Origin of the sequence: Acidisarcina polymorpha, from assembly GCF_003330725.1 — a bacterium.
In the GTDB taxonomy this organism is placed as follows: domain Bacteria; phylum Acidobacteriota; class Terriglobia; order Terriglobales; family Acidobacteriaceae; genus Acidisarcina; species Acidisarcina polymorpha.
Genome location: NZ_CP030840.1, coordinates 2,814,578 through 2,838,073 on the forward strand (window position 1 = coordinate 2,814,578; position 23,496 = coordinate 2,838,073).

Below are 23,496 nucleotides of genomic sequence, written 5' to 3' on the forward strand. Positions count from 1 at the left end.
ACATGCAGAACTTCACCATTTCGATAGGAACGTCTCAGGACGCGCTCGACCTTGCAGACGGACTTCCACTGTTTCCCAAGGTCGGCACGGCACGGGCGGGTATATCCAATACAGCGCAGTCCAGCCCCCTGGTCGATGGTTCGGTCACCGTGCTCTTCCTCCGTACCACCATCAGCGCCTATTACGAGTTCCTGATGGGCGTCATCGGACCTGCGGTCTCGTTCAAGTTCCCGGGCAACGAAGTCGCCTTGAACAATCCCCCGGGAGGTGGCGGGGAGGTGACCGTTGCTCTCGGATCAGACCAGAAGATGATCGCGGGCATGGCCATCGGCTTCGTCGTAGGCGCCGGGCTCACCGTCAGCCAGGAGATCTACCTTCCATCTTCCTGGTACGCGCCGTGGAAGTTCGCCTGGCGGACCGTATTCGAGTTGTCGCTCCATATCGAGATCGACTTCATCAAGCTGTTGCTGGAATTGATCCAGTACCTGTTAGGCGAGAGCGGAAAGGACGGATACCTCACCAAGGACACAAGCGGCAAGCTCACCAAATATCTTGGCTTTGGCTCCGAGGATGAGACTGCCGAATCATTCAAGTTCTATGCCGAATCGGACGGCAGCCTTGGTCCCGACCGAACAATCTCGGCCACGCCGAAGTACGCCATTCCTATCGATCTCATGAATAGCATTCCCGTTGCCAAGAATTTCATGAAATTACTTGCAACCATCGTAGGCGAGGTGCAGTTTGGTCCGTGTCTCGAAATTCACATGCCGGTGACGTTGGGGCTGACGGGATTCACAGTGACGGGCGGACAAGGCGCGGGCGCGCCCCCCGCGACGTATTCCCCCATTACTTACAACGGATCGACGGCGACTGCCCACGGAGCCAGTTTCTCCTCACCCGCCACCCGATTCACTACCGATGTGGCCTATACCACTGGCTTCACCGTGGCGGTTTCTTACTTCTTCCAGATCAGCGTAATGAAGGTGTTCAACGTTCAAGTGAACACCGGTTCTCTTGATCTTCTCAACCTGCTGAACCTGCAGGTTCCTCCTTATGAGGTCCCCGGCTCGGTCAGCACAGAAATTGCGACAGGCTGCATACTCACTCCTCAGATGAGTATTGCATTCAGCGCCGGCGCGAACGCCTCCGTACCTCCCAATACGGTCATAGCCGGATCTCAATTTAGCTGCGAAGTATTCTTGAATGAGCCATGGGCAGGGGACGACACGCATATAACCCTCTCTATCTATCCTGAAGTTGCCGAATTTCCCATGTCCGTGCCGATTCGGCATGGCAACGCAAGCGCGATTTTCAAGCACACCATACCAAACCAGTTAGTCATCGCCGGAGACCCGAGCGACTCCACCGCCAAAGTGCCTCCATCGTCGACCGCTCCTTACCAGTCGTATCTGGTCACCGCCACCCTCCCGCCAAACGATTTGCAACCTTGTTTTGATTGGGAAGTTACCGCCCCGCTCAAGTTGCTGAACCGTGTCCTGAGTGTCAAGTTCTACAGCGGCACATCGGGCGAAGGCCCGGTCTGGAACCCCCAGGCCGGAGCCGTATTGAATGCCGACCCTAACTACCCTCCACAGGGGGTCTTCAACGGAGCTGCCGCTTTTTACAGTTTTCCATCCGTCCCAGGTCAGACGAGCACGGAGGCGCCGATTACGATCTCTCTGTACAATGACGAGCGGAAGCTTCACCCTCGCAGCGACGTATGGATCATTTTCAGTAATGGGAAAACGGCAAAGCTTGCGCCGTCCGCCACGCTAACTCTGCCCATTCCCGCTAATACGGCGGCTACGCATTTCGCTGTCGAATGGCGTTCCATGGGAGAGCCAGTCAATTACTCCTCGCGCTTCTATCTGGTTTTCGATGGCGGCGAGGCTTACGGGCAAACCGAATTTTGGCTCACCGTGTGGAACTGGTCATGAGCAGCCAGGAAACATCATGCCGCGGTGCCGTAAACGAGAATTCCGAAACGCGGGGTTCCGAATCGGCTTGCGGGCAAGCGCCTCCCCGGCAGATCCGTAACATACAGGGCCTCGTAGGGGCCTTGACGGCGGCTGATCCGGCGACTCGATTCGACGCCTTGAGGGCCATTCAAGCGCAACCTCAAGCGGCTCTAGCCTTCGGGACCTACAAAGGCCGGGATGTTATCGACATACTCCTGGCCCAGGCTGGCTTTGCTGAGGGCACCATGGAATGGATGAGCTGGGTTGGCGCCCTGGCTTCCTTTCGCGAGCCCCGCGTTACCGATTTCTTCGTCGATACGATCGCCACCGCGGAGTCGGCGCAGTTGATTTTCTCTGCCTCTCGATATCTAGCGGAAGACGATCCGGCAGTGTTGCGGAGCAGGCTGCTTCCGTTACTTCTTCAAAACGACAATCCGGTCAGAGCGCGAGCGGTCGCTCCGTTGATCGGAAGATCTTCGTCATCGCCCGCAGCAGCGAGGCTGCGCGTCGCCATTCTTACCGAGGCGGAGAACTGTCCCGCTCCGACACTTGACCAAAGCAATGCTGACTTATGGTTGGCAGAGCTGGCGGGTCCATTTTGGAGAGAGGCGCAAGTTACTCTCAGAGTCCAGGGCCAGTCAGCTTGGATAACGCTCGCGCAAGGCTGGAACGGGCTCACGGAAAACAACCAGCTCTGGTTGCTGCGCTGGGGAGTCGAAGACTTTCCCGGTATGGTCGCCGGGGTGATTCCGGAAGCCCTGCGAAGCAACTCAGACACTGTACGGATTGAGGCACTCAGGGTCCTGGCGGCCCTCCAGGAAACCGGTGTTCCTGATTCAATCTCGGCTTCTGCCCTTAGCCTGCTGGATGACCCGGATCCCGAAGTCAGAGAAGCGGTGGTCTTGGCTGCTCCCCCCGGTTTGGATTGGCGGGCACTCTTGGATCGCGAGACAATCCCATCTGTTCGTCGTGCCTGTGTTTCGCAGCTGGTCCGCAGCGAAGCAACAAAGGCCATACCAGACTTAGTTGGTCTGTTGCGTTCAGACGACTGGCAGATGCGCACAGTGGCCGCGCAGGCTTTAGTCAAGCTGGGATCGCCCGGTGCAGAGGCAGTAAAGCTGCTCGTGCACGATGAGAACCCAACGGTCAGAGTTGCGGCTGTTCGCGTCTTGCTTGATTTGAAGCAGGACGCATGGCTGGAAGACGAATTCCTGACGTTCAGCCGTCCTTCCGGATGAAAACGAACGATCACTTCGATTTCTCATCGAAGAATCGTTTCTTTTGCACTGGGGCACATCGCCGACCAAATTAGTGGCGCGGCTGGCGGAGTGCGCTCCTACGATGATGAAGTTGGGATGTGGCGGCTCGAGTATCCCGGAGCTATTATCAACAGGCTTTAACAAGGAGATTCAATGTCAATCGCAAACAGGCTGCGCTTATGCAAATGGTGCCTTGCCCTCGCTGTCATGCTTACCGGCTACAGCAATCTCGCCTTTCCTCAGAAGAGCAGTGATGGCGGAGGGTTCAACTTCCCCCTTGTAAGTTGCGGTTGGCCGTACCTAACCACTTCGACCGATCTCAACGTTTTCTATCCTGATTCGAATGCTAAATACTGGACAACACCTTATCTCTCGCTTCCCGGAAGCAAGTTAGTCATCAAGGGAAAATTCCTGGAGGCAAGATTCCTGTCCATCAATACGTATGATCGGCTGGGTAACTCGGTTGAAGGCATTGCCGACAAAGACTTCCCCGTGCTTACCGGTTCGAACCCGTACACTCCAGGTGGAGCAACTTCGCCGGAGGATTTCTTCGCGATCACAATCATTCCTAAGCCAACGGAGGACAATCCCCCGCCCCCGCCGCCAGGAACCATTTACGGTCCACCCATCAGCCCCTACTTTGCCGCTCAGGGTTACGTTATTCTTCGTTCGTATGTCGACGGCGAGACCGGTGGCACACAACAGGCGCAACTTCCGGATATCGATGTGAGTCTGAATGGAAAGAGCGTAGCTGTGGCTCCATGCGAGAAGTTGGCGCCTAGCCTTCGGCTATTGACCTTGACAATCCTGGAAAGGTTGGCTGAGCAGTCGGCGAAGGGGGGCGCGATCGTTCCACCGAACGCGACTAGCACGCCGGAAGCAACTTTCTTCCCTCCGTATAACGCGACCGAGGGAACCTTTCCCAACGACTTCAATAAGTACGTAGCGGCAGTCGTTAGCTACAAGCCGGATAGGATCGTAGTGGTTCGCGGGAAATCGCCGACGGTGCCAAAGACGTCGCCCAGCGGATTTCCAGTGACCGGACAAGGCGAGCAAATGCGCTACTGGTCGATGTGCAACAACAATCATGTTTTTCCCTATCCGGTGGTGGAATGCGTAAAAGACAACGACGTCAAGATCGATGCTAAGGGGTTCTATACTTTCGTCGTTGCCGCCGCGAAAGACATGCCGGCGAATGCCAACACCGACCCGACCGTCACGCCACTGCCGTGGGGACTCAAGCTGGTCCAGAATGCACTCATTTTGCGGAACATGCTGCCGACGGACGGTTTCAACACGACGACCCAAAGCGCGAACGCAAATTGCCAGAACCTGCCTTCACTTGAGAGCGCCGCCAAGTGTGCCCATGGACAGATGCGCGAGTATTATCCGAGAGCATATTACTGCGACAAGCACGTCTTCGAAGCAGGCGGATGGAAAGCATGCGTCGCAGCTTCGGAGGGCAAGACTGCGGACGATTAACCAGGGCCTTTATGCCCAGCGCACAAAGCAAATCCCTCTTTCCTTGCTGAGCTTTCCGGCGGCGCCTGTCGATCTCTAGCTGATTGTTCATACCTGGCTTCTGAAGAGGGCAGCTGGTTTGCCCTCTTGAATCCGTTGGGCGCGGCATGGATGGCCGATTCGAAACCTGACCAGTAGCTGATCCTGCGTGGGGAGGCAGCGCCTTCTTTGACCCCGGAACTCAGCCGCGTTGGGCGCTATGAATGCCATTGGCTTCGACTCCTCGGCTAGTTCTCTGATCACTCCGTTGCCGGTTACGCAATCGCAGCTCGTCTTCTCAACGGCCGTCGCGCCGCACCCCGGATCATTCACATTGTTCCCGTCCAATCGTAGACTGGTGAAAGGATCCAGGTCACCAGCGATGGCTTCCACATCGAAGGCCAGGAGCGGCCCACAGACAGCCGCGCGCAGTTGAGGATCTCGTGATTGGAGAAGGTAAATGAAGAATGATTCGATCGGACGGCAACCGCGACGTGAGTTTTTAAAGCTGGCGGCTCTTACCGGAGCGGCAGTGTTCTCTACCCACGGATCCGCCGCTGAAACGATCTCACCCAGCGATTCGCAGGTATCTCCGATCGACCACAAAGAGCAGAAAATGAGTTTCCTTCGCGTCAAGGGTCGTGACATCGTTGACAGCGAAGGAAAGAAGATTCGGCTTAGAGGAACCTGCCCTGGCGGATGGATGAACATGGAGGACTTCATCAATGGTCATCCAGGTGCGGAGCATACTCTGCGAGCACAGATGGCGGAAATGCTCGGCGCATCGAAAGCTCATTTCTTTTTCGATCGGATGCTCGATTATTTTTTCAATGAAGATGATGTCATCTTTCTTCGTAAGGCTGGAGTCAACGTAGTCAGATTTCCTCTGAATTACCGGCACTTCGAGGATGACATGGCTCCCTTCAAGTACAAGGAGTCAGGGTTTGCACGCCTTGATAAGGTTCTAGATCTCTGTGAGAAGCACGACCTTTATGTCATTCTCGATCTTCATTCGGCGCAAGGATGGCAGAACGTACACTGGCATTCTGATAATGCCTCGCGCATTAGTCTGCTTTGGAGGGATGCGTCGTATCAGGATCGCTACGTCGGTCTTTGGAAGGAGTTTGCCCGGCGTTACGCGAACAGGTCAGTGATTGCCGGATACGACGTGCTGAACGAACCTTGCACAAACAACGAGATGGGCGATTACCCCTGGAATGTGCCCCCGAATTACAAGCCCAACTGGAACGTGATGAATGTGGTCTATCGGCGCCTTGTTACAGAACTCCGCAAGATAGATTCCAGGCACATCATCTTTCTCGAAGGTGATAGCTATGCATCGATGTTCTCTGGACTCGAAAAGCCCTTCGACGACAATGTCGCCTACAGTTCGCATAACTACACCGTCCCAGGATTCGGCCCTGGCCAATATCCTGGCTTAATACATCCCCGGACTGCGCTGGGTAGCGGCTCTGAGCACTGGGATTTTCAAAAGCAGGAGCAGTTCTTCCTCAATGCGGAAGGCACAAAATTTACGCAACAGAATAACGTTCCACTGTGGGTGGGCGAATTCGGATCGGTCTTCAATGGGCCAGCTGACGAGGCTGGCGATAGACTCCGTTCATTGGACGACCAGCTGAGCATCTTTGAGCGCAACGGCGCACATTGGACGACGTGGAACTATAAGGACATTGGCGTGATGGGTATGCTGGCGCTCAATCCCGAGTCGCCTTACATGGAACGGATCAATGATCTTCTCCGTAAGAAGAGGGCTCTCGGCACCGACGATTGGATGAGATGGCTGCCAGCAACGCCGGTCAAGGATTCCACAGCCCAGCTCGCCGAGCAGATTCGGCAGGTGGTGGATGATCCGCAAATCAACCCTCTCCTGAACGCGAAGAGCATGAGCCAGACACTGCTATGCTTTTATACCGGAACGCTGATGCAGCCAATGTATGCCAGCTTATTCAAGGGGTTGTCGGAGACAGAGTTGGACAACATCCTTTCGTCTTTTTCAGCGAAGCAGTGCGTTCTTAACGAAGGTCTGGTGGGCGTGCTCAGCAAATACATGGCCAAGCCCGCTTAGATAGTAAGTGTATCTCGAAGGTTCTAAGTTCTTAAAACCGCGTGTCGGCAAGTGGTTCCGTTAGGCGGATCTCATCGGGTAGTGCGAGTGGGTATTCGCCCAACCTCTCGCGTTCCAATGCTCTCCGATTAACTGAGACACTACCGAGGTTCCTGTCCGTAGTCCCTTTCAGCGTAGCCCGTGATAGTCTCTTTTCGTATGACTCCCGGCTTGGATTTCTTCCGGTGGCACCTTCTTCCAAGCGCTTCCCACTGGCATCCGAAGGGGAGCCGTTTCCGTTTCAAGTCTACATTACCCTTAACATTAACTACTCTGATCATTCTCCTGCAGTCATTTTGCAGGCCCGGCCTTGCGGCGACTGACCTTTATCCCATTGATCGAAGAGGCGTAGTCGAGCGGTCCGACATTATCCTGGCCAGGCCCAACCTGTCGCCCGCCGAGGCGATGCCATTAGGCAATGGTCGGCTGGGAGCTGCGATCTGGGCGGAAGAAGGATTCACCGCGCAGCTCAATCGCGCCGATACCTTGCCTCAGCGCCTGTCTCCCGGACAAATCGTTCTTCCCGGCCTTGCGAAGCTTACCAGAGCTGCCGATTACAAGGGGCGGCTCAATCTTTACACCGCGGAGTTCGAGCAGAGCGGCGCGGGAATGACTGTGCTCACCTACGTTGACCAGGCCCTCGACGTGCTCGTGGTCGAGGTGAAAGGAGCCGATCCGAAAGAGCAGCAGACGGCGACACTGCGGCTCTGGTCCCCGCGTAAACCGCAGGTGGTTGCTCAGGGCGCCATTGGAGCTCTAGTGGAAACCTGGCTTGATGACGCCGAGGCCGGAGCGAGCCATGAACGCTTCGGATCGCTGGCGTCGGTCACCGCAGATGCGAACAATGTTCGCGCCACCTCAAGCGATCCGCGATCGGTGACCCTCAGCTTCATGCCCCGCCCCGACGGCTCCTTCCGTTTACTGATCGGCGCTCCATCATGGCGCGGAGGCGATGCGGACGTTGCTGCCTCCAAACTGCTCGCGCAAGCGAAGTCGATTCATTTCGAGGAGCATCGCCTCTGGTGGAAGGACTTTTGGAATCACGTAGGTTTGATCAAATTATCCTCGCCCGATCATCGCGCGGAATACTTCGAGAATTTGCGCACCATCGATCTATTTGCCGCGGCCGCTGAGAGTCGCGACCGCTTTCCCGGCTCTCAGGCCGGCATTGGCGATCTCTTCTCTTCCTTTCGCGACCAGCACAGGTGGGCGCCGTCGGCATACTGGCAATGGAATTTGAGAATGCAGGTCAGCGCGAACCTGGGGGCTGGCGTCGCGGGCCTCAACGATCCATATTTCCGCCTGTACCAGGAAAACCTCGACAATATCCTGAACTGGACTCGCCAGCACATGAGGAACCGTCCCGGGGCCTGCGTTCCCGAGACGATGCGTTTTAACGGACGTGGCTATGAGAACGAGAGCTGGATATCTCTTGCACCGCTGAATTGTGCAGAGAATTCCCCCCCTTATTACAACGCGCGCACAATTTCTACCGGCGCCGAGGTGGGACTATGGGTCTGGGAACAGTATGAGTACACCGACGACCTGGACTTTCTGAAGAAGAACTATCCTCTCATGCGCGAGGCTGTCCGCTTCCTGCTGGCATACGCGACCGCAGGACAAGACGGCAGGCTGCACACGTTTCCGGCAAACGCTCACGAGATGCAATGGGATGTCCACGATCCAACGACCGACGTAGCGGCGATGCAGGCCCTCTTCCCTCGCGCCGTACAGGCAGCAACACTGCTGAAGACAGATTCGTCTCTCGTTGTCGAATTAAAGAATGCGATTGCGAAGCTGCCGTTGCTGCCGCTCGCGACAGCTTCGGCTTCTACCGTTCTGCTCGCGCACGGCGGCGATGCCGCGGACGCGATAATCGCGACCAGCTATGATCCTGGCGCTGAAACTCATAACGTGGAAAACGTTGGTTTGGAGGCGGTTTGGCCCTACTCAGTCATTGGCGCCGACCAGGACCTGCGCAAGATAGCAGTGCGCACCTTCCTCAATCGTCCGCATAAGGGCGACGCCGACTGGAGTCTCGATCCCATACAGGCTGCCCGGCTTGGTCTCGCCGACGAAGTCGTCGCAAGCCTTTCTACGATCACGGAACGGTACCAGATATATCCCTCTGGTTTCGCAACCCTGTTTCCTCCCACCGCTACGAACCCTCCTCCGAGCGAGTTTTATGTCGAGCAAATTGGCGTCCTCGCCGATGCGCTGCAGAAGGCGCTCGCCGACGAGTACGACGGTGTTGTCCGAATTGCGCCTGCGTGGCCAAAGGAGTGGGATGCTGATGCAACCGTGTATCTGCGCCACGGCAACCGGGTGGAAGTGCGGGTACGACATGGAGAACTCGTCTGCGCCGGTTTTGAAATCGCTTCTTCTGGCTGGTTGCACATTCGCAATCCGTGGCCGGGCCAGAAGGTCGAGATCGCCGATGCAAACAGCCCTTCAGCGATCTTGGCTGAGGGTTCGGACGATTTCGTGTCCTTTAGTGGACGTTCCGGAAAGAATTACTTGTTGTACAGGACCGATCACCCGTCTTCACTGCGGGAACCGCTCTCCGGCACGCCCGCAGTCGCGCCGAAGTCTTTCGCAACCAGAACAATTGGATTGCTCAAGTGAAAAGAGAAATCAGAAACTGTAAAGCTTTGGTCACCGGCGCCGTTCGGGGTTTGGCGACAATGCAATCACATCGTAGTTAGCCAACAGCGCGAACGTCGCCATCAATTCGCGCGCAGCGAAAAGCTGGGCATGGGGCGCGGTGCGGAGATCAGCAGTTTGCCTTGCGGCGCAGTGACGGTGACCTCCTCGCCAGGAGATAACTTCAGTGGAAGGGTAATTCCCTCGTAGGCGCATCACGCCCGCGGCATCAAACCACAAAATAGTAAGCGATTACTCTAACGGAACTGGAAAGCTCACCTTAGAGCCGCAAAACCGCCGAAACAGCGGCCTCAGGGTCAATTTCTGGCAAAGAGAAGTAGTCATCTGCTCGAACTTTGGCGCCTACTGTAACGAACAGGAAGCTACTCGCAAGTCCAAAACGTCATTCAGAATCTACCTCATTCCAAGTCAGTGAGGGCTCAGAGGCGGACTGTCAATAATAACCGGAAAGACGAGTAGTTGACGTAACAGTAAAGGATAAAGTCATTGACCTTTACGAAGTCTGCATGGTACCTTCGGGTTCGAGCGTCGATTGTTCCGGCAGCGCGATCGCCTGCAGTTTCCAGACCCTCCTAAATCGCCCGGGAGTTTCGTGATCCATGAACCGACGCAGCTTCATCGTACGCGGGGGAAGCGCTGTGGTGGCTTCCGCATTGCCCCGTGCTGTAGCCCTTGCTCAAACTGCTAGCCAAGCTACTGGGCAGGGAAATCAGGCAGGCGAGCCGCTTACCTGGTCTCCGGGAGAGCTCTCCTTTTTCTTTGAGGTAGCCGGAGGTCGTCTCCGTCAAGGCCTTCTGCTGCCTGGCAACGCCGCGACGCAGGTCATTTCAACGAACGGCCAATCGACTGGTGTTGAAGTGGCAGTTCAATTTGATAACGAGAATTCACCGGACCAGGGAATGAAGCTCGGAATGGGTCAGCCCGGGCTTCGCCTCGTATACGCAGATAAGCAAACAGAAGCTCACGATTTGGGAGAACGCCTCATCCTCCACCAAATAGACGAGGCTTCGCAACTGCACGTCGAATCGTTTTACCAGGCCGTGAAGGGCTGCGCCGTCGCGCGCCGCTGGACGCGAGTGACCAACAAGGGCAGCCGCCCTTTGGGCATCAACTACATTTCTTCCGCGATGCTCCACAGCCTGGCCCCTGCGCAGGCGTTTGAAGACGATCTGCGGATCCATACTGCCTTCAACAGCTGGATGTCAGAAGCCCAATGGCACTCGCTCAGGCCGTCGGAACTGGGCATGATCGAGAATGAGCGGACCAGTTGGTCCGAGGCTTGCGCCTCCAGCATCGGCAGTTGGTCCTCGGGCAAGTTTCTTCCCATGGCCATGGTGGAGAATGTGAAGGAGGGTCTGACCTGGTTCTGGCAGATCGAACACAATGGCTCGTGGTATTGGGAGGTGTCCAATACCTCGGAGCGGGGGATCCATGCCAATAACGTCTATGCCTATATTGGAGGACCCGACGATCTTCACGCGGATGCATGGAAGCAACTGAAGCCAGGACAATCCTATGAGACCGTTCCCGTCGCGGTCGGCTGTGTGCGTGGCGGCTTCGAAGAGGCGGTCGCGCAACTCACCCAATATCGGCGACGATTACGCCAGAGCCCAGTGAGTCGCCCACCGGACCGTCTACCGGTAATCTTCAACGATTACATGAACTGCCTGTGGGCCGACCCAACCGAAGCCAAGGAGCTTCCGATGATCGAAGCTGCCGCCGCAGTGGGTTGCGACTATTACGTAATCGACGCCGGCTGGTACGCCAAGCTGCACGAGGACTGGAGTCCAACCCTTGGAACTTGGCTTCCCTCTGAGGATCGATGGCCACATGGTCTGCAATTCACATTAGATAAGATCCGGTCCGCCGGTATGGTCCCCGGCCTCTGGCTGGAGCCTGAAGTGGCCGGAGCACGTTCCCAACTCGCGGCCACACGATCCTCCGATTGGTTCCTGCAACGCCACGGGGAGCGAGTGCTGCGGAATTCACGATACATGCTGGACTTCCGCAACCCTCAAGTCACGAGCTATCTTTCCGACGTGGTGCGCAGGCTGGCCGGCGCCTACGGCATCGGCTACATCAAGATGGACTACAACGTGAATACGTTGACGGGCACCGACCTCAATGCGGACAGTCCCGGGCAAGGGCTGCTGGAACACAACCGCGCGGTCCAACGATGGCTCGACCAGATACTTCAGGAGTTCCCCAGCCTGGTGATTGAGAATTGCGCCAGCGGAGGCAGCCGCATGGACTACGCGATGCTCGCGAGGCTACAGATCCAATCCATGTCGGACCAGGAAGACTACCGCAGACTGCCGAGTCTGCTCGTAGGGTCGACTGCTGCCGTTCTGCCGGAACAGCTTGGCATATGGGCCTACCCCTTGGCAGATGCGGACGCGGACCAGGCCAGCTTCAACATGGTCACGGCGATGTCCAGCAGGATTCACCAAAGCGGACGCCTCGACAAGCTCTCGCCGGCTGCGTCGGCCCAGGTGAAACGCGCCATCGAGGTTTATAAGAACGAGATTCGCCCACATCTCGCGACGTCAATTCCGTTTTATCCTCTGGGGACGCCGGCCATCAGCCGGAGGACTGATCCAGTCGCTCTTGGAATGCGCTCCCCGGGTGGAACTTTCTTATATGCATGGAGACTTGAAGGCGCTTCCGAAGTGAAGATTCCCATAAGAGCCGAGTCGGCGACGCTTCTTTACCCTTCCGACCTGGGAACTGCGGTCCAACGAGACTCCAACAGCATCACCTTACAGTTCCCGCGCCCCTATATGGGCGCCGTCCTCACGATTCATTGACACCTAAGTCGGCAAAATCCGCGGATGTTTCGAGACGGAGTGCAGGCAGTCGTCGGTGGTGAAAGAAATCACGTCGACGCGCCGCGAGGCGATGCTGAGCATCCTGGGAGCGGCGGTGGCTGCGTGCGGGCTTGCCTACAATGTCATGGCGTACTAGGCGCGGATGCCCTGCAGCTGTAAGCATGCCCGTGCTCTGGTGTACTTGATCTTGCGCCATCGTTCTTTAGAGAAATGACTTATGCGGAAGGTTCTTTCACGGGAGAGAATGATCGAGGGATTAGCAAAAGCGTCGATGGGAAACGGTCGGGAGAATACCCCCTCTCTCTTGCCCGTAAGTAGAGGGATTGCCACTTAGCCGACTCGCTAGTCAGCAGTTCCTTGACGTTTCCGGCACCACACTGCCTCTTACGTCGTCAGCCAGCCGACTCACTTCCGTGTGTGCCTCCGTACCTCTGATGATATGCTGCTATCGCAGCATATCGAGTGTGAGTTCCACTCGATTGTAGACATTAGGGTTGACCGGCACTTCGTGCCCGGCGAGCGTTGCTCTTTGAAGCGGCCACAATGATGGTCATTTTAGCTTGCGCCTGCAACGCCTCCATACCCATACAGCGCGTCGCATGATAACTCCATGTGCCTTCGTGACTGATTATGCTGCCGCCAGCAATGGCACTACTGAGCCGGCCAATCGGTTTCGTGCTGAAACTCTCATAGACTTCGACCTCGGCGGCCACCTTTGAGTGGGTGTAGCTTCTGCGCCCAGTGTCAACTTATAACAACATGTTTTCGAGTGCTCGCGTTGCGATCTATCGCGGCCGAACGCTGTAAGTTGTCCATTCGATTGCTTGAGTTGCTCAAAACTGCGAAAGACTGTCCAGATCTTGCGATTCATGCGAACGGAGAGTGAGCACTTACAACCGCCGATTTTCCGGGCACATCGTAGTGGTCGGACGCCAGGAGGGACACGCGTTGTCTCCTCTGCAAGAGAAGGAGCGATAAGTATCAAAGTGAATGTTGATGCAGACGGCTGGATAATGCGGCGACGAAAGGTTATACAAGCCCGAATCACCCTGCGCCCGGTAGCCAATTTAAGGCAATTCCGTTCACCTGAGACTGCCATACGCAATGTCTCCGCAACCGCGATTCACGTGAAGTGAGGATTCAGTCGTCAAGATGACTTAAGGAGAGAATTTCTCCTGAGGGACGACGCAAAGCTCTCCCTGCGCCGCGAGGCAGCAAAGGGCGATTTTATCTCGTATGGAGGTTGTTTTGTTCCCTCAAGATGCTATTCCAGCAAGGAACGCTGGCGTTGTGTCATCCAGGCAAGCGTGCTTGGAACTCCTCGCGCGTACTCTCGAGGCCCAGGTCAGACCGGATCCTAAAGGTGTTATAAAGAAAACCGCCGTTCCTGACATTTCCATCATTCGGTCCAACCATGCAACGTCAACCAAGTCTCAAATGTCGAGACCGACAATTTGGATCACGCTTCAGGGCGCAACTACAGTTATCCGTGAAAAGCAACACCTCTCTTATAGTCCCGGTGAAGCGTTTCTCTTAATGGCTGGATCAGGCTGCAGCTGCACGGTGCACGCAAGCAGTGCCGGTAATCCCTATCTCGGGCTCTGTGTAGAGTTGGACTACGCCCACTCACGAGAGATTGCAGATAGACTTGGTCTCCTACGGAAATCGGCTATTTCCTCCGACAGGTCTGATATCTCGGCACTTGATCTAAGCTTGCCACTGCTGCAGTGTTTGTTGCGCACGATCTCTTTACTCGAGAGCCCAAAGGCAGTGCAAATTCTTCAGCAAAGTCTGCTGCGAGAGATTTGCTATTGGCTGCAATCAGGTCCGGGCGGGAGGCAGCTTGCGCAGCGCCTCTTTACAGCGGGCCAAGGGATTCGTGCCTCCGATGCCGTAAGGCATTTGCACGCGAACTTTAGCAATCCTGTGTGTGTTGACGACCTAGCAGATCTTGTTTGCATGAGTCCGGCCACGTTACACCGCCAGTTCAAGCTTTTGACCTCTTTGTCCCCACACCAGTACCTAAAACGACTTCGGCTTCTAGAAGCCAGGCGGCTGCTCTTTGGTGGTAAGACGAATGTGAAGAGCGTCGCCTTTCAGGTGGGATACCTAAGTGCGTCTCATTTCAGCAGGGAGTACGCACGTCTGTTCGGCCAGCCTCCCGGACAGAAAGAGGTTAAGCACAGGGGCGCTCGTATCTTGCAAGATCAACAAATGGCTGAGGTGGAAGATTGAAAGCTTTAGGCATAGAAGCAACGTAGCTTCAGCCGTCAGATTGTCTGGTGGGGATCGAGATTCCTAGCTTGCCAGGCACCCCTTGTTAGGTTGCAAAGGGCGATGATTACCGACACAAAGCGGCAATCTGTCATTGCTGTATATGCGTTCGCAGGCGGCTTTGCCGGCTGGTCGAAAGACTTAATATCTCCCGAAGGAGCAAGTATGGCAATCGCAACTGATATGAAAGTTTCGTTAGGACCCTTTTCGACTGTGCAGCAGCTTTCCTCCGCGCTAAACAGAAACGAGCTAAGCGCTGAGGAATTATTGATGGCGACTGTCGAGCGAATCGAAGCAGTCAACCCCACCGTCAACGCCATCGTCGCGATGGACGTGGATCTCGCCCGGAAATCGGCGAGGGAAAGCGACAAGAGGCGCGCGGCAAATGCCGTTCGCGGGCCGCTCGACGGCATACCGATGACCGTGAAGGATAGTATTGCAGTCGAGGGATTTCCTGCCACATCAGGCTTTCCTCCCCTGGCAAATTATCGCCCGAACTCCGACGCGCCGAGCGTGTCGCGATTGAGACGTGCCGGCGTCACGTTCGTTGGCAAATCTAATTTGTCCACGATGGCCAGCGACTTTCAGAGCGACAATTCGCTTTTCGGTACTACGCGCAACCCTTGGAACCTGGAGATGACGTCCGGAGGTTCCTCGGGAGGCGCGGCAGCGGCCCTGGCTACAGGCATGATACCGCTGGAGCTCGGTAGTGATATTGGCGGCTCGGTTCGCCAACCGGCTCATTTCTGCGGCATATACGCCCATAAGCCGACGTTCGAAATCTATCCGCAACGAGGCCACGTTCCGCCGCCGCCGGGGGTCATGAGCATAGCCGACATGGGAGTGCTCGGACCGATGGCCAGGTCCGCCCAGGATTTAAACCTGGCGCTAGAAGCTCTCCTTCTCGACGAAGAAAGCACAGGCCGAGGCAGATGGATACCTGAAATACCACCTCCCCGCTTCGCACGTCTTTCAGCAGCCCGCATTGCACTCTGGTCGAGCGATGATGCGTTCCCGGTAGATCGCGCTACTGCCGACATGATGGAAACGGTCGCCACGCGTCTCGAAAAGGCAGGTGCTGCAGTAGATCGACACGCTCGGCCGTTTTCTGATTTGACCGAAGTCGCGGACGCCTACTTTCAGCTACTCATGCCTCTGCTGCTCGGGAGTTACACGCCGAACGAATTGGAAGCCATGTTGGAGCGTAACCCCGATGCAAAGTTTGTGAAACTGATCCACGCCGGCGCGCGTCAGACTGCGGCGGAGATGGCGAAGTCGAAGGAAGTTCAAACGAGGGCAATCTCCTCTTGGCGTACCTTTTTTGAGCGATTCGACGCTCTAATTTGTCCTGTTTCGCCCCACGCCGCGTTCCCTCACAATCTTTCGGTTTCATCCGTAGAGCGCGAGTTGGTGGTCCAGGAGCGCCGCTACCCTTATTGGGATCATGTGGTCTGGTGCGGGGCACTGGCGAATTTTGCTTATCTTCCGGCGACCGCCAGACCAATCACCTTCACCTCCGCCGGACTACCGATGGGAATCCAAATCGTAGGCCCATATCTGGAAGACCGAACACCGATCCACGCGGCCCTGCTAATGGACGATCTATTCGGAGGCTTCATACCGCCTCCGCAATTTGAGGAAAACAAAGATTGGTGAACTCAACCCCCATTGAGGGGCTGTGGGTGGCGTCTCTGTTCCAACGCTCTACCGATCAAATTGCAAAAGAGGCGGCGGGTGCCGCTCAAGTGCCCTGTGTAAGCGACGGGCTAATGCACGACAACGCAGCAGGAAGAGGACAAAGCAATGGGTAAGCTCGATGGAAAGGTCGCAGTCATTACTGCGGCGACCTCCGGCATGGCATTGGCGACGGCGAGACTGTTTGCTGAAGAGGGTGCCCACGTGTTTATTACGGGGCGCAGGCAGGAGAAGCTGGATGAGGCGGTGAAGCTGATTGGACGAAATGTGACAGGTGTGCAAGGGGATGCGTCGAACCTGGCAGATCTGGATCGGCTCTACGATACGGTGAAGCGGGAGAAGGGCAGCATCGACGTCTTGTTCGCGAGTGCTGGAAGAGGCGAGCCTGCGCCGCTTGAGCAGGTGACAGAGGAGTTTTTTGACAACATCTTCGATCTCAACGTGCGGGGTACTCTGTTCACAGTGCAGAAGGCGTTGCCCCTGTTCAACGACAAGGGCTCGATCTTCCTGAATGGATCGGGCATGAGCGTGAAGGGATTCCCCGGCTTTTCCGTCTACGCTGGGAGCAAGGCCGCGCTGCGGTCGTTTGTGCGGACTTGGCTGCTTGAACTGAAGCAGCGAGGCATCCGGGTGAATGTACTGAGCCCGGGGCCGATCGACACGCCAGCCAACGACTGGATGAGTGAGGAGATGAAGGAATACATCCGAGCGCAGGTGCCGCGAGGGGAGTGGGGACGCCCGGAGGAGATTGCCACCGTCGCGCTGTTCCTGGCGTCCAGCGATTCAAGCTTCATCAACGGTATGGAGTTGTTCGTGGATGGCGGAGCGACGCAGATCTGAAGACCTGGGTTACCTGGCGGACAGGTGGCAGCTACTTTGATGCTGGTCGCGAATTCATCCGCCCAGGTAGATGTCCTGCCTGCCATCCTATTTCGCTCATGACAATCTCAAGTTGAACAAGCGTCTCAGCGTCAATGTCGGGTTGAATCATGAGCACCGCAGGCAGCCAGTGGACACGCGAAATCACCTTGGCAGCTTTGATGTCGCGACCAACTCTGACCTTTCGTACCCAGACACTAACGTACTTGGACTCGAGAGGGCGATGGTCAAGCGCGCCGCCGATTCAACTCCAAGCCTCTTTTTTCCCGGCTGGGGCCCTCTCCTGAAGGAAGAGGGCTCATACGACATGACGTTCAGTGCAATGAGCGGCGCGGAAACGCCATATACCGGCTGGGGTACAGGTATGGTCGACCTCGACAACGATGGGTTTCCCGACATCTTTCTAGTCGCCGGGAATGTTTATCCCAAGGTCGAAAATGAAAACGACGCTATATCTTCATAAGCGCTTCTCCCTTTCCTGGTAACCCTTCCACGTTTCCGGTTCTGCTTATTCGCAACATCTCAACGGGCAAGTACCGGCGGCTCGGTCGCAACGTCATGGAGGCATAATTGTTGCGACTAGATACGTTAAGGCGGATATCTAGATAAGCCCGGTATTCCGATTCAGGACGAAGGGTCCCGGCAATTGCAGTCCTGGCCGGACGCTAGTTCCCGAACCAAGAATCATGATCGACGACGAATAATTCAGTTGGCGACAAGGCGCTTCTAGATATGAATGCGCCATATCTCAACATGGGAAGAATTTGGCAAATCTACTTCTTGTCGGCCGCCATCGCGCGCCATTTGTCGGTGAGTTGTTTGTCGGTCAAGGCTTTGATGAAGACGCCGCCGACGACGGAGCGGGCCTGGAAATGCTCCTGCTCGCCGGTCTTGGTGTCATACCAGTCGGTGAGCGGGACGCGGCTCGGGGTTAGGTTAATCCAGAGGGCGATGGGATCCATAATAGCGTTGAAGTCGACGGGATTGGACGCCAGGGTGGCGGTCCAGATCGACCAATCGAGCTTAGTGTAATCTTCGCGGCTATCAAGCGGAAGGCCGAATTTGTTGATTTTGGTTTTGTAGAAGGCGATCTCCGAGTCGCGGAGGGATTTGGGGAAGAGGTTATAACCGAGGATCTGATCCCAGACGAGGTTGTATTTCTGGCTCCAGGTGTTGGCGGAATCGTAGGCGAGCTTGTAGTGGTCGCCTTCCTGATCCATGGTGATCCACTTGCCGGCAAAGTCGTGGGCGGTCTTAGAGTAGTCGCGGGCAACGTCATCCTTGCCCAGGAGTCTGGCAAGATCGGCGTAGGCCTCGAGGGCGTCGATGGCCTTAAGGGCGAGATTGGCGTTGTGAGTGACGTGGCCGGCGAAGTCGTCGGTGGTGAGCTGGTTTTCGGGATCCAGGCCGTGGCCCCGAAGAAACTCGGCCCACTGGGTAATCTTGGTCCAGTGTTCGGCGGCAAGGGCGGTGTTTGGTTTGCCATTCACCTCTGCCCGCGCGACGGCGTCGAGCATGATAAGCATGTTGCCGGATTCTTCAACGGGCATCTGATCTGCTTCGGTCGCCTCGCCGCCGCCGTAGGTCTGGCCGTTGGCGAGCGGGTAGGTGCCGAGGTCATGCGGGGCGAAGGGAAAGCGCCAGCGATTGGGCAGCGCGGTGTACTGCATGAGGGGACGGAGCTCGGCCTCAAGCAAGGCGGGATTGAAGAAGAGGAAGAGCGGAGCGGCGGGGTAAAGGACGTCGACGGTACCTATGGAGCCGTTAGAGAAGTTCTCCTTGCCGAAGACGAGGGGCATGCCATCGAGATCAGCGACCAAGCCGTGAGCCGCCCATGCTTGGCGGTAGGCGAGGATGCAGAGGTTGGCGTAGTTAGCCCCGGCGGTGCGAGTGAGATCGGCGGTAAGGGAGGTGTCGAGGTCAGTGGCGCGACGATCAAGGGCGGGCATCTCGCGCTCGGCGGCGTCGAGCATGGCGGCGACGGATTGACCGTTGCGCTGCCACCATGGCCTGAGGTTTCGTTCGAGAAACTGTATGGCGTAGCCCTCAGTGTAGGAGACGAGGACGTGGCGGGTCATCGACTGGTCGGTCACGGTGTGGAAGAGGAGTTCCGTAGCGAGGTGGGCGTCGCCTCGGCCGACGACGGAGGAGGCGTCCATGTCGTCGGCGATAGGAAGCATGCCGGTGGTGACGAAGACACCACCGGGTTCGACGGAGGTGTCGCGGACGATGGCCGAAACGGACTCTTCGTCTTTGGGAACGGAGAGATGGAAGTATCCCCAGTCGATGCGGAGGTCGTCGCCGGAGCGATTAAGAATCCGCTGATCGCGGGAGCCAACGGAAAGAATGGTCTGGGTCTCGGTCTGATTCCGAGAGTAGGTGACGGGTTCGCCGGGCGCGTTGACGGCGATGACGGGGTCGACGTCGGTAAGGACGGCGACATCGGCGTGAGATCTGCCGTCGATCGATTTGAGGGTGTAGCTGATATAGGTGACGGGGCGGGAAAGGATGTCGAGATCAGAGAGGATGGTAGGAGTGAAGAAGGTAAGATCGAGCTGGACGCCGCCACCGGTGAAGCTGTAGCGGGTGTGGGTGGGGGTGACGAGATGGGCGATCTGCTGCATGGCGGGGAGCTCGTGCGGAGAGGCACCCATAAAACGCATGGTCTTGCCGTCGACTCGAAGGAGGCCGACGATGGGCTGCGGCTTGCCGGTCCAATGGACGGTGTTCGAGGCGGTGAGGTCATCGGTGTCGGACCATATGGAGAAATAGGGGTTGTGAGTGATCAGGGGAGTAGCGGGATACCGGACGGGCTGCGGCGAGGCGATTGGGGAGGACTGGGCCGCTGTCTGGACAGCGAAAGAGCCGGCACATAGGAAGCAGAGGATGATGGCATTCGTAAGCTGCAGCAACGTGTTTGACCTCTAAGGAGATTGTGCGAGATTGTAGACGCTTCCAAGAATACCGGCAAAGTCTCTAAAGACGTCTACGAGGGCATCAGGTCTGCGACTCCAAAATGCAGATGACTCCGACGAGGACCATCGAACTCGTGAAATATAGCGCCATTCCTAGTATTGATAAGCCGTCCAGTGGAGCTTTTCGAAATGAACCACTCGGTTATGGCTGAAATGTAGAAAAGGAGATGAGCGAGAGCAAGCCAAAACGAGTTGGCGTACTCGATCGCGCCGTCCTTCTTCAACCGTCTCTCGTGAACTAACGAGATCGCTAGAGTCGCGAGACGAAATGATAGAGCCGAAGCAAAGAAAATTAGCGGCAATATTGCCATAAGCCTGGAGCGTAAACCTAGATAATCCATGCCACCCACCCCTTTGCCCACGGCCAAGCACTCGCCTGAGCGGTCTATCTGCTTCTCGCAGATCCCTCCATGAAACACGCGTCGATGCACATGCGCGGATGCCTCGTTGGATTCAGCTTTTGGATTGCGTTGCTCCTGATCGCGACATCGAATCCACTGCTGCAAGCGAGCGCGATCAGCAGACCCGCCGATTGAACAAGGTCTGGTAGTTGCAGCTTGTTTTTAGAAGGCTGCCCGATTTATGTTTAAGGCCTACCAAGAATGGTACCGAAAGCCAATGTGAGCGCTTCCTCTACCGGTAAACCGCGGCATGTTTGAATCGACAAGCGACATGTCCGTCCGGACGGACAAGAAGGTCGCTCGCAGGAGCCCTGCCTTTCAGCGCGGTGACCACTGAGAAACCGAAGCTCGTGACAACTCGATCATTCAAAAAACGAAATCTCTCTTAGAACTGTTTGATCCGTGCTGCCAGGCCTACATTTTTCTTGTGCAACGAAATCAACCATGTCTTGGGGCAAGATCAAATTGAGAAAGAAAAAAGTCCTCTGGCGCTCGAGGGGAGCCGTACGGGACTTTCATGTCCCAGGGATGGAGGGTGCCCGGTCCTCGGAAGTACTGCTTCATTCCACGCCATCTCCCCTTGGAAAATGAATTTACCTTGACGCTCTCATTGAGAAGCAGGCATATCACCAGATCACGAAACGCCGGTTCTTTGAACGGCTCTCCACCCAGCAGCCGTTCTCTCGAATGCGCACGTTGGCGATCGCCATCTGCCGACTCGCTAGTCAGAAGATCCGTGTATGACCCTTCAGGAAATTTGCTATTCACGTTGTCGCTTCGGCTATTCAATTGGGCACCTCTTCCTCTTTTTGAACTGCCCGTGAGTAGATCTATATTCCAGTGGGCTTTGTGAGAATTGCCGGCGGAAGGCAGATGCAAAATGAGACGCGTTGCCGAATCCGCATGTCAAGCCAATCTCAAGAATGGCTTTGTCGGTATCGATGAGCATCGCTTTAGCCGCTTCCATTCGTATGTGCTGCACATGTCGGTGAGGTGTTGTTCCGACAGCTCTGCGGAAGAGCGTTGCGAAGTGAAATGGACTAATAGCCGCCACTTTGGAGAGGACGCCGAGGTCCAGGCGTTCAGCAAAGTGCGCTTCGATGTACTCGAGCACGCGCACGAGGCGGTAATCGGAAATGCGCTCTTTGGCGAGGGACTGACGCCATTCATCCCCCTTGGTTGCGCCAAGCAACAGATGTGCTGATATCCACTGCGCAGCGGTTTGAGCGTAAAAATCTGGAGCTCCACCGCGGAGGGCTGACATCGCGGAAAATGCAAGGTCACTGATGACCGGATCATCAAAGAAGGGACGATCGCTGATGGTGCTCGGTTTCTGCACTTCCCGGGCGACGAAATCCAGGGTCTCTTGAGGTAAAACCAGAAGCGAGCAATTAAGAACTTTCCCTACAGAGTCGTGACGTACGAGGCGGGGAAGCCCTGCAGGTGTGAGTATGCCCGTGCCTCGGGAGTAATCTATCTTGCGCCATCGTCCTTCCGAGAAATGGCTTACGCGGAAATGTCTTTCATGGATAAGGATGATTGAGGGATTAGTAAAAGCGCCGATGGGGTACGGATCGGGAGAGTACGCCCTCTCTATTGACTGCAGGTAGAGTGACTTCCAGTTAGCTGAATCGCTAGTCAGCAGCTCTTTGATGTGTCCGGCATCACTCTTGCCTCTTACGTCTTCGGCTAGGCTAGGCATTTCGTTTGCACCTCCTTGTCCCTCTGAAGCGATTCTGCTACTGCGCAATTCGAAACTCAGTTCAGCGCTTCGCCATCATCTTTTTAGCCTCGCCGATTCGTATCGAATCGCTTGAGCCCCCGTGGCCATTCGATTCAAAGCGGACGTAAATCACAAGATTTGGCCAGGCTCTCGCTGCTTTTCGCAACTCTTGGCGAATTTCAAGAATTTCATGACCTCGGCCCGACGGGGGGTAAATTAAGGTAAAACCTGGTTGTCAGTTCACTTCAAGCCCAGGGGAGTTTTCCTTGCTGCTCACACATCTATGTTGAACGAATGGGAGAGAACATAACGAAGGGCTTTGGGGTGCTCAACTTGGCTATGTCTTGATTCCCGCTCTCTTCGGCCGCAGGTGTTCCTTGGCTGCGGCTATCTCTGACTGTAGCTTCCGCCGCATTTGTGATGCACATGGACAAGCAGATGATGGTGGTTCTTGCCCCATGGTTCGAAGCGGGCTTACAGGCGCAGTAAGAGCAAGTTAGAAGTTGCTGTTGTGGCATTTTGTCCATACTGATCGGCCGATCACATCCGTATATGGACTCGAACTAACAATCACTTCGCGCTCTGATTCCCAAGTGTCTCAAAGCCAATTCAGCTGTGCGCTTGAGCTGAGCTTTAGTAGAACCGTTCGCGGCTTGAACGGCGAGGCCACTCAGCAGCGACGAAAGATAGCGGGTATAGTCGTCGATGTTCTCTTCCTTGGAGAACTCCCCGGCCCTCCTCGCCTTGAGAAGACGGGCCTTGAGGACGGCTTCGTTCCGGAGGCGTATATCGAGCATAAGCGCCTTCGCAGGCTCAGTGTCTACGCCGCAGGACAACGAGCCAGTCAACGTGAAGCAGCTGGCCGGGTGTTCCTTGGAGCCCAAAAACTCCACAGTGTTATAGAACGCAGCCCGGAGAAATGCTTCGAATGACGGCTCTGCAAGCGCACGCACCATGTATTGCCCTGGCACTTCCATATAGCGTTTTGCTGCAAGCGCGAAGAGTGCCTGCTTATCACCGAACGCTGCATAAATGCTGGATGGATGAATGCCCATCGCATGCGAGAGATCTGCCATGGACGTACCCTCGTAACCTCGTTCCCAGAACAGACGCATCGCAACGTCAAGTGCGGCTTCTTTGTCGAAAGCAGCAGGTCTTCCCGGTTTGATTGACCCTTTCATGTTGTTTTAGACGCAGAATTCCTGAATCCGATGC

The 23,496-nt window shown here is 56.0% G+C and carries 13 protein-coding genes; 10 read left to right on the top strand and 3 right to left on the bottom strand.

Annotation, left to right across the window (positions count from 1 at the left end; genetic code table 11):
* The first annotated feature begins 2 nt into the window (after positions 1–2).
* The 10 genes from ACPOL_RS33120 to ACPOL_RS12025 all read left to right on the top strand — a co-directional run bounded on the left by ACPOL_RS33120 (position 3) and on the right by ACPOL_RS12025 (position 17,645).
* Positions 3–1,937, top strand: a complete 1,935-nt coding sequence (locus tag ACPOL_RS33120; RefSeq protein ID WP_150132971.1) for a hypothetical protein — start codon at positions 3–5, stop codon at positions 1,935–1,937.
* Positions 1,934–3,196: a HEAT repeat domain-containing protein gene (locus ACPOL_RS11980; protein ID WP_161557308.1), complete on the top strand. Its 1,263-nt coding sequence runs from the start codon at positions 1,934–1,936 to the stop codon at positions 3,194–3,196. Before ACPOL_RS33120 ends, ACPOL_RS11980 begins: the two co-directional genes overlap by 4 nt.
* A 174-nt stretch (positions 3,197–3,370) precedes the next feature.
* Complete coding sequence (locus ACPOL_RS11985) at positions 3,371–4,699, top strand: hypothetical protein (RefSeq protein ID WP_114207274.1); 1,329 nt, start codon at positions 3,371–3,373, stop codon at positions 4,697–4,699.
* 478 nt (positions 4,700–5,177) lie between these two features.
* A complete protein-coding gene (locus tag ACPOL_RS11990) occupies positions 5,178–6,803 on the top strand; it encodes a glycoside hydrolase family 5 protein (protein WP_201759173.1) in 1,626 nt (541 codons plus the stop codon).
* Between the two features lie 444 nt (positions 6,804–7,247).
* Entirely contained in the window at positions 7,248–9,467 is a 2,220-nt protein-coding gene (locus tag ACPOL_RS11995) for a glycosyl hydrolase family 95 catalytic domain-containing protein (RefSeq protein WP_114207275.1), read from the top strand.
* A gap of 638 nt (positions 9,468–10,105) precedes the next feature.
* Positions 10,106–12,313 carry an alpha-galactosidase gene (locus ACPOL_RS12000; RefSeq protein ID WP_114207276.1) on the top strand — a complete coding sequence of 736 codons (2,208 nt, stop codon included), beginning with the start codon at positions 10,106–10,108 and terminating at the stop codon, positions 12,311–12,313.
* A gap of 1,257 nt (positions 12,314–13,570) precedes the next feature.
* A complete protein-coding gene (locus tag ACPOL_RS36155; protein WP_114207278.1) occupies positions 13,571–14,569 on the top strand; it encodes an AraC family transcriptional regulator in 999 nt (332 codons plus the stop codon).
* Positions 14,570–14,773: 204 nt separating this feature from the next.
* Complete coding sequence (locus ACPOL_RS12015; RefSeq protein ID WP_161557310.1) at positions 14,774–16,264, top strand: amidase family protein; 1,491 nt, start codon at positions 14,774–14,776, stop codon at positions 16,262–16,264.
* Between the two features lie 147 nt (positions 16,265–16,411).
* A complete protein-coding gene (locus ACPOL_RS12020) occupies positions 16,412–17,143 on the top strand; it encodes an SDR family NAD(P)-dependent oxidoreductase (protein WP_114207280.1) in 732 nt (243 codons plus the stop codon).
* A 70-nt stretch (positions 17,144–17,213) separates the two neighbouring features.
* Positions 17,214–17,645: a hypothetical protein gene (locus tag ACPOL_RS12025; RefSeq protein ID WP_114207281.1), complete on the top strand. Its 432-nt coding sequence runs from the start codon at positions 17,214–17,216 to the stop codon at positions 17,643–17,645.
* A gap of 310 nt (positions 17,646–17,955) precedes the next feature.
* On the opposite strand, the gene ACPOL_RS12030 is transcribed toward ACPOL_RS12025, so the two are convergent.
* The 3 genes from ACPOL_RS12030 to ACPOL_RS12050 all read right to left on the bottom strand — a co-directional run bounded on the left by ACPOL_RS12030 (position 17,956) and on the right by ACPOL_RS12050 (position 23,462).
* Positions 17,956–20,094 (bottom strand): glutaminase family protein, encoded by a 2,139-nt coding sequence (locus tag ACPOL_RS12030; protein ID WP_236657423.1) that lies wholly within the window; start codon positions 20,092–20,094, stop codon positions 17,956–17,958.
* A 1,245-nt stretch (positions 20,095–21,339) separates the two neighbouring features.
* Positions 21,340–22,260, bottom strand: coding sequence for a helix-turn-helix domain-containing protein (locus tag ACPOL_RS12045; RefSeq protein WP_114207284.1), 921 nt, complete (start codon positions 22,258–22,260; stop codon positions 21,340–21,342).
* A gap of 584 nt (positions 22,261–22,844) precedes the next feature.
* Complete coding sequence (locus ACPOL_RS12050) at positions 22,845–23,462, bottom strand: TetR/AcrR family transcriptional regulator (protein ID WP_114207285.1); 618 nt, start codon at positions 23,460–23,462, stop codon at positions 22,845–22,847.
* Between the last annotated feature and the right edge of the window lie 34 nt (positions 23,463–23,496).

What these genes read in the sequence shown, in the direction of transcription:
- ACPOL_RS33120 (WP_150132971.1), top strand. Translation starts at nt 3, where the DNA reads ATGCAGAACTTCACCATTTCGATAGGAACGTCTCAGGACGCGCTCGAC.
- ACPOL_RS11980 (WP_161557308.1), top strand. Translation starts at nt 1,934, where the DNA reads ATGAGCAGCCAGGAAACATCATGCCGCGGTGCCGTAAACGAGAATTCC.
- ACPOL_RS11985 (WP_114207274.1), top strand. Translation starts at nt 3,371, where the DNA reads ATGTCAATCGCAAACAGGCTGCGCTTATGCAAATGGTGCCTTGCCCTC.
- ACPOL_RS11990 (WP_201759173.1), top strand. Translation starts at nt 5,178, where the DNA reads ATGAAGAATGATTCGATCGGACGGCAACCGCGACGTGAGTTTTTAAAG.
- ACPOL_RS11995 (WP_114207275.1), top strand. Translation starts at nt 7,248, where the DNA reads ATGCCATTAGGCAATGGTCGGCTGGGAGCTGCGATCTGGGCGGAAGAA.
- ACPOL_RS12000 (WP_114207276.1), top strand. Translation starts at nt 10,106, where the DNA reads ATGAACCGACGCAGCTTCATCGTACGCGGGGGAAGCGCTGTGGTGGCT.
- ACPOL_RS36155 (WP_114207278.1), top strand. Translation starts at nt 13,571, where the DNA reads ATGGAGGTTGTTTTGTTCCCTCAAGATGCTATTCCAGCAAGGAACGCT.
- ACPOL_RS12015 (WP_161557310.1), top strand. Translation starts at nt 14,774, where the DNA reads ATGGCAATCGCAACTGATATGAAAGTTTCGTTAGGACCCTTTTCGACT.
- ACPOL_RS12020 (WP_114207280.1), top strand. Translation starts at nt 16,412, where the DNA reads ATGGGTAAGCTCGATGGAAAGGTCGCAGTCATTACTGCGGCGACCTCC.
- ACPOL_RS12025 (WP_114207281.1), top strand. Translation starts at nt 17,214, where the DNA reads ATGTCCTGCCTGCCATCCTATTTCGCTCATGACAATCTCAAGTTGAAC.
- ACPOL_RS12045 (WP_114207284.1), bottom strand. Translation starts at nt 22,260, where the DNA reads ATGCCTAGCCTAGCCGAAGACGTAAGAGGCAAGAGTGATGCCGGACAC.
- ACPOL_RS12050 (WP_114207285.1), bottom strand. Translation starts at nt 23,462, where the DNA reads ATGAAAGGGTCAATCAAACCGGGAAGACCTGCTGCTTTCGACAAAGAA.